Origin of the sequence: Streptomyces sp. SM1, assembly GCF_002910825.1 — a bacterium.
Classification (GTDB): domain Bacteria; phylum Actinomycetota; class Actinomycetes; order Streptomycetales; family Streptomycetaceae; genus Streptomyces; species Streptomyces okerensis.
The window spans coordinates 1-6,595 of sequence record NZ_NEUB01000596.1; the positions used below are offsets into that span (position 1 = coordinate 1).

Genomic DNA, 6,595 nt, shown 5'->3' on the forward strand with positions numbered 1-6,595 from the left:
TGCCATGCCCGCCGAGGACGCGCGGGCGTGGGCGCTGGCGCGGCAGTGGCCGGCCGACGCGGTGCACGCGCTGTGCGCGGTACTGCGGTGCCGGGGGCGCACGCTGGGTGCCGTGACGTTTCTTCGGGGGGCGGGGCGGAACGCGTTCGAGCGCTCCGACGCGATGTACGCGGAGGATGTGGCGGCTCGTATCGCCATGTCCCTGGATCTGGCGTCCCTCATCCCTCCGGACCACTGAGCCGGGAGGGGCTGATTCCAGCCGTCCCGCGTTCGGCGAGCGGGGTCCGTGACGGGAGGGGCGGCGGGGGCGGACGTCAGTACCGGTAGAAGATCCGGTCGGCGTACTCGTCGAAGACGCGCGCGTTCCACTCGTGCCCGCCGTCCACGTTGCCGGATCGCAGCAGCGGCGGGTCGATGCCGCGGTCCGCGAGGGCGGCCGCCGCCGTGGCCATCACCGCCTGCAGCAGCGCCGCGGTGACCACCGTCGACGCGGGAGAGAACGGCGCGGGCACGTTCTCGTGGGTGAGTTCCGCGTCGCCGACCGCGATCCCCGAGTCGAGCACGAGGTCGCAGTGGTCCTTCAGGAACGTCCCCGAGGAGTTCCGGGACGTCGTCTGCGTCGCGTACGCCACCGACGTCACGCCGATCACCTTCACGCCCAGCTCCCGGGCCCTCGTGGCCATCTCCACCGGCAGCGCGTTGCGCCCGGACAGCGAGATGATCACCAGTGCGTCGCCCGCGCGGAGGGGCGAGGACTCGAGCACGGCGCTCGCGAGCCCGTCGACCCGCTCCAGGGCGGAGCCCAGCGTGGCCGGCATCACGTCGACGCCGACGACACCCGGCACGGTGAGCAGGTTCATCAGCGCGAGCCCACCCGCGCGGTACACGAGGTCCTGCGCGGCGAGCGAGGAGTGCCCGGCGCCGAAGGCGAAGAGCCGGCCGCCGTCCGCGACCGTGTCGGCGAGCAGCGTGCCCGCCGCCGCCACGGACTCGGCCTCCTCGTCCCGGATCCGCCCCAGCAGACCGATCGCGGCGTCCAGGAACCGGTCGGCCGGCGTGCGGTCGCTCATGCGGCATCCCTTCACGGAGTGTTGCGGATCACCGTGCGGTCTGGACCAGTGCCGTGTCAATACGGCGCCGCCCGCCCGGTTTCCCGGCCCCGGGACCCTCCGTTTCCGCGGCGTGGCCCGGTTGTCGGCCGCATGAGTCAGAATTGAGTCCTGGGCCAGCGCACGCGCCGAGTGAGCAGTCCAGCCTCCGGCAGAGCAATCCGCAGATCTCATCGAGGGGCATGTATGTCCGGACTGATCGACACCACGGAGATGTACCTCCGCACCATCCTCGAGCTGGAGGAGGAAGGTGTGGTCCCCATGCGCGCCCGGATCGCCGAGCGGCTCGACCAGAGCGGGCCGACGGTCAGCCAGACGGTGGCGCGCATGGAGCGCGACGGTCTGGTCTCCGTCGCCCCCGACCGGCACCTGGAGTTCACGGAGGAGGGCCGCAGGCTCGCCACGCGGGTGATGCGCAAGCACCGCCTCGCGGAGTGTCTGCTGGTCGACGTGATCGGCCTGGAGTGGGAGCAGGTGCACGCCGAGGCGTGCCGCTGGGAGCACGTGATGAGCGAGGCCGTCGAGCGCCGGGTGCTGGAGCTGCTGAGGCACCCGACCGAGTCGCCGTACGGCAACCCGATCCCGGGTCTGGAGGAGCTGGGCGAGAAGGACGGCGCCGACCCGTTCCTGGACGAGGGCATGGTCTCGCTGGCCGATCTCGACCCGGGCACCGAGGGCAAGACGGTCGTCGTGCGGCGGATCGGCGAGCCGATCCAGACGGACGCGCAGCTCATGTACACGCTGCGCCGGGCGGGCGTGCAGCCCGGTTCCGTGGTGAGCGTGACGGAGTCGGCCGGCGGGGTGCTGGTGGGAAGCAGTGGTGAGGCGGCCGAACTGGAGACGGAGGTCGCCTCCCACGTGTTCGTCGCCAAGCGCTGACCGGCCCGGAGGGCTGGAGGGCCGGGACACGCCGATACGCCGGACGCACGGGAGCACCGGGAGCACCGGGCGCATGGGACGCACGGAAGGCGCCGGACCCGTGGGACGCCCCGGAAGCGCCGGCGCACCGGAAGCACCGGCGCACCGGAGGCGCCGGAGCCACCGCCGCGACGGGATCCGAAGCGGCGCGCTCCGCTCACCGTGCGAACGGAACGCACCCGCCGGTGTGAACGCGCCGAATCGGAGATCCGTTGGGTCGAATCGCAGCGCTCGCCGGAATCGCGTGCCAGTCTGTCGCGTGAGGCATATGACCTGAGGGGCTCTTGGCCGGGCGACAGCGATGTCATCCAGGCCGGGGAGGGGCGGGACGATGTGCCGTGACCACGTGAGGAGCCCCGGCGCCTTATGGCGCCGGGGCCTGTCCTCCCCTGTGCTGACCCGGAGCCCCGAGCTCCCAGGGTCATTCCCCACGGACCGGTTTCCCCGAGCGGTCCGCCTCCCGCTGAAGATCTCCCCTGCGCCACGGCGATCAATCCCCGCCGGGGGTCACTCGAACGAGGGGTCTTGCCGGGCAGGACGGCATTTTCGAATGCGTTTTCGATAACCTGCGGGCAGTGTGGCAGCAGACGAAGCCAGGACACAGGCAATGGGCAGGCAGCGAGCTTGGGGGGTGCCAGGACCATGGCGCGACGCATCGACGTGACCGGGGCGGACGGCGTACGGCTCGCCGCCTGGGAGTTCGCGGACCCGCCCAAGGGCGGGGCCGACCCGGCGGAGGCCGCCACGCGGAGCGGGCCCGGCGTGCTGTTACTGCACGGCCTGATGGGGCGCGCCTCGCACTGGGCGTCCACTGCCCGCCGGCTCTCCGCGCGGTACCACGCGGTCGCCCTCGACCAGCGCGGCCACGGCCGCAGCGACAAGCCCCCGCGGGGTTCCTTCACCCGTGACGCCTATGTCGACGACGCCGAAGCCGCCCTCGACCAGCTCGGCCTCGGCCCCACGGTTCTCATCGGCCACGCGATGGGCGCGCTCACCGCCTGGCAGCTCGCCGCGAAACGCCCCGACCTGGTCCGCGGTCTGATCATCTGCGACATGCGGGCCTCCGCGCTCGGAGCCGCCTCGCAGCGCGAGTGGGCCGAGTGGTTCAAGGCCTGGCCGCTTCCCTTCGCCACGCTCGCCGACGTACGCAAGTGGTTCGGTGAGGACGACCCCTGGGTGGAGCGCCCCAACCCCGCGCGGGGCGAGTTCTACGCCGAGGTGATGGCCGAGTCCCCCGACGGCTGGCGCCCCGTCTTCGACCCGGAACAGATGCTCCGCTCCCGCGAGACCTGGGTGTTCGACGCCCACTGGGAGGAACTGGCACAGGTGCGGTGCCCCGCCCTGGTGGTCCGCGGCCTCGACGGGGAACTGGGCCGCGCGGAGGCCCAGGAGATGGTCCGCGTCCTGCCCCACGGCCAGTACGCCGAGGTCGCCGACGCGGGCCACCTCGTCCACTACGACCAGCCGGAGACCTGGCTGGCCGCGATCGAACCGTTCCTGGACAGCGTCCCCGTGGACTGAGCGGAAACGGACCCGGCCACCCACCCCGCGTGCCCGAAAGCCCAGAAGCCGGCCTGCCGCAGCATGTCCGTCGGCGGTCGCGCTGCTCGGCGCCGGACGAACCCGGCCACTGCGCACCGAAGTCGGCCACCGGCGTCCCACGGCGCTCGCCCCTCCGCCGCGCACCCGGGGGATCCCGGCACCGACGGTGCGTCAGCAAGCGCACGGACGCGGACCGGTGGCCCCCCCGAGAGTGCCACGCGTCCCCGCGGTGCCGACGGTACGGCGAGGACCGCCCGGGCGCACGCCGCCGGTTCCTACCGGTCCCTGCCGCACGCGTAGGCCAACGACGGGATCAACTCCTCCACATCCGGCAACCACCGATTCGCCGCAGTCGGCCGGCAGGCCCACTGCACAGCCCCCCGGCACCCCACCCGCGTGGGAGGCCCGGCGACGAAGTCGCCCTCACCGCGCACCGTCAGGTCGAGCGACGACAGCGACCAGCCCAGCCTGCGCAGCAGCCCCGGCACCTTCGCCGCCGCCCCCGGCAGCACGAAGAACTCCGTCCGCCGGTCCGGTGTCAGCGTGACCGGCCCCAGCGTGAGCCCCATCCGCTCCATCCGCGCGAGCGCCAGGAACCCGGCCGTCTCCGGGACGGAGACCGCGTCGAACGTCCGCCCGGTGGGCAGCAGGATCGAGGCGGTCGGCTGCTGCTGCCACATCCGCCGGACGACGGTGGCGCTGCCGGTCGCCTGGGCCGCCCAGTCCGGGCGGGCCGGATGCGCGCCGGGCGCGGGGCACGCCGCGTCACCGCACGAGCAGCCCCGCACTCCGTCCGCGGCCTCCAGCCAGGTGCCCGGGACCACGTCCCAGTGCCGCTCCTCCGCGTAGCGGACTGCGGCGTCCAGCAGCGATTCCCCGCGCTGCTTCGGGATCTGTACGGCCTCGGTGCCCGCGATCGTCTCTTCCACGATGAACACAACTACGGCCGTCAACAGGGGTTACGCCCGCCCGTGTGCGCGGGGGAGGAGCACCGTTTCCCCGGCCGGGGCGCATGGGTGCATCCATGGGGGCGCGCGAGGGGATCCGATGGCGCGGATGGGTAACCACGAGGGGGGCCGGCGACCGCCGTTACCCCGGCAATCCTCACATGCTTCGCATTGTCGGCACATCGGCGGGGCATCGATCTTCACGGCCGGTTCTTCTCGCCGGGACGTGAGAAGTACGGCCGCGGAAGAACGTCAACCCGGTGCGTGGGCAGGCACCGCAGCCTCAGGGGGTACGCCATGGCCGCAAGGCCTCTCGTCGCGCGGCAGCCGAACGAACGGCTGCAGGCGCTCATCCAGGAAGCCGGATGCTCCAACGCCGGGCTGGCCCGCAGGGTCAACATGTGCGGCGTGGAGCACGGCCTCGATCTGCGCTACGACAAGACGTCGGTGGCACGCTGGCTGCGCGGACAGCAGCCGAGGGGGCGGGCACCGGCGGTCATCGCGGAGGCCCTGGGCCGCAAACTGGGCCGTACGGTCACGATCGACGAGATCGGCATGGCCAACGGCAAGAACCTCGCGTCGGGTGTCGGTCTCCAGTTCTCGCCGACGGTACTGGGGGCCATCGAGCAGGTCTGCGAGCTGTGGCGCAGTGACGTGGGGCGGCGGGACTTCCTGTCCGGCTCCTCCGTCGCCTCCTCCGCCCTGGTGGAACCGAGCCGGGACTGGCTGATCTCCGCCCCCGACGGGCAGGTGGCCCGGTCCGCCGGCCCGCGGGTGGGCCAGTCCGACGTGAGAGCCGTACGGTCCATGACGCAGGCCCTGGTCGACCTGGACCACCAGTACGGCAGCGGGCATGTCCGCCCGGTCGTGGTGCACTACCTCAACAGTGTCGTCTCGGGGATGCTGTCGGGGTCGTACCGCGAGGCGGTGGGCCGGGACCTGTTCGCGGCGGTCGCGCGACTGACCGAACTCGCCGGGTACATGGCCGTCGACACCGGGCAACCGGGCCTCGCCCAGCGCTACTACATCCAGGCTCTGCGGCTCGCGCAGGCGGCCGGGGACCGCGGCTACGGCGGGTACGTGCTCGCCGCCTCGATGAGTCATCTGGCCGCGCAGCTCGGAAACCCGCGCGAGATCGCGCAGTTGGCGCGTGCGGCGCAGGAGGGTGCGCGGGGGCGGGTGACGCCCCGCGCGGAGTCGATGTTCCTCGCGGCGGAGGCGCGCGGGCACGCGCTGATGGGCGACGCGCTCTCCGCGCAGGCGGCGGCGGGCCGCGCCGTGCGTGCCATGGAGGCCGCCGATCCGGCCTCCGGCGACGACCCGGCGTGGATCGTCCACTTCGACGAGGCGTACCTGGCCGACGAGTTGGCGCACTGTCACCGGGACCTCGGGCAGCCGGAGGCCGCCGCGCGGTGCGCCCGCCAGTCGCTGGAGGGGCATCCCGAGTCGCGGGCCCGCCGGCGGGCGATCGGCTATGTGCTGCTGGCCACCGCGCAGGTGCAGCAGCGTGACATCGAACAGGCCTGCAGTACGGGCCTGAAGGCGGCGGGACTCCTGGGCGGGCTGCGTTCCAACCGGGGCGCCGAGTACCTCGAGGATCTCCAGCAGCGCCTCGAGCCCTACCGGGAGGAGCCGGTGGTACGGGAGTTCGGGGCGCGCATGGAGCTCCAGGCGGCGGCGTGACGCCGGCTGCCGGACGGGCGGCGGGGAAGGGGTGACGTAATCAGCGTGCGGTGACCTGGTTTTGTTACCGCGCTCACAGGGCAGGAGGCCAGGTTCTGTGCTGCGTGGCACCGGGCTCCGGGGACCCGGTAGCGTGAACCGACGATCCACAAGGTCCCCCATTGGTAGGAGTCCCGGTGACGCAGAGTGGACAGGGCGAGGAGCCCTCGGCGCGCCCCGCGAGCGAAGGCATCGTGCTGCCCTCCGACGGTGGTGAGCCCCTGCTGCCGGGCATGACGGCCGGACCGGTCGCCCCCGGCGGCAGTGCGGACGGCCGGCCCCCGGCCGGCGGTTTCCCCGCCTCCGCTCCGCCCGGCGGCCAGACCTGGGGCACCCCGTGGGGGCCCGGCGGGCAGG

5 protein-coding genes and 2 pseudogenes are annotated in these 6,595 nt (G+C 73.1%); 5 read left to right on the forward strand and 2 right to left on the reverse strand.

What is annotated here, in order from left to right; translation table 11 throughout:
* Positions 1 to 238: pseudogene (locus B9S61_RS14615) on the forward strand (diguanylate cyclase); the annotation flags it as partial.
* A gap of 76 nt (positions 239 to 314) precedes the next feature.
* On the opposite strand, the gene B9S61_RS14620 reads toward B9S61_RS14615, so the two are convergent.
* On the reverse strand, positions 315 to 1,070 hold the full coding sequence (locus tag B9S61_RS14620; protein ID WP_103542646.1) for an SIS domain-containing protein: 756 nt from the start codon (positions 1,068 to 1,070) through the stop codon (positions 315 to 317).
* Positions 1,071 to 1,295: 225 nt separating this feature from the next.
* Between B9S61_RS14620 and B9S61_RS14625 the strand changes: the two genes are divergently transcribed.
* Together B9S61_RS14625 and B9S61_RS14630 are read left to right on the forward strand one after the other, a co-directional pair.
* Positions 1,296 to 1,988, forward strand: coding sequence for a metal-dependent transcriptional regulator (locus B9S61_RS14625; protein WP_103542647.1), 693 nt, complete (start codon positions 1,296 to 1,298; stop codon positions 1,986 to 1,988).
* Positions 1,989 to 2,669: 681 nt separating this feature from the next.
* The gene (locus B9S61_RS14630) at positions 2,670 to 3,548 is read left to right on the forward strand and encodes an alpha/beta fold hydrolase (RefSeq protein WP_103542648.1); all 879 of its coding nucleotides are present in this window, start codon (positions 2,670 to 2,672) and stop codon (positions 3,546 to 3,548) included.
* Between the two features lie 296 nt (positions 3,549 to 3,844).
* On the opposite strand, the gene B9S61_RS14635 is transcribed toward B9S61_RS14630, so the two are convergent.
* Entirely contained in the window at positions 3,845 to 4,507 is a 663-nt protein-coding gene (locus tag B9S61_RS14635; RefSeq protein WP_181007373.1) for a bifunctional DNA primase/polymerase, read from the reverse strand.
* A gap of 306 nt (positions 4,508 to 4,813) precedes the next feature.
* On the opposite strand from B9S61_RS14635, the gene B9S61_RS14640 reads away from it, so the two are divergent.
* Together B9S61_RS14640 and B9S61_RS14645 are read left to right on the forward strand one after the other, a co-directional pair.
* A complete protein-coding gene (locus B9S61_RS14640; protein ID WP_103542649.1) occupies positions 4,814 to 6,199 on the forward strand; it encodes a transcriptional regulator in 1,386 nt (461 codons plus the stop codon).
* Between the two features lie 176 nt (positions 6,200 to 6,375).
* Positions 6,376 to 6,595: pseudogene (locus B9S61_RS14645) on the forward strand (hypothetical protein); the annotation flags it as partial.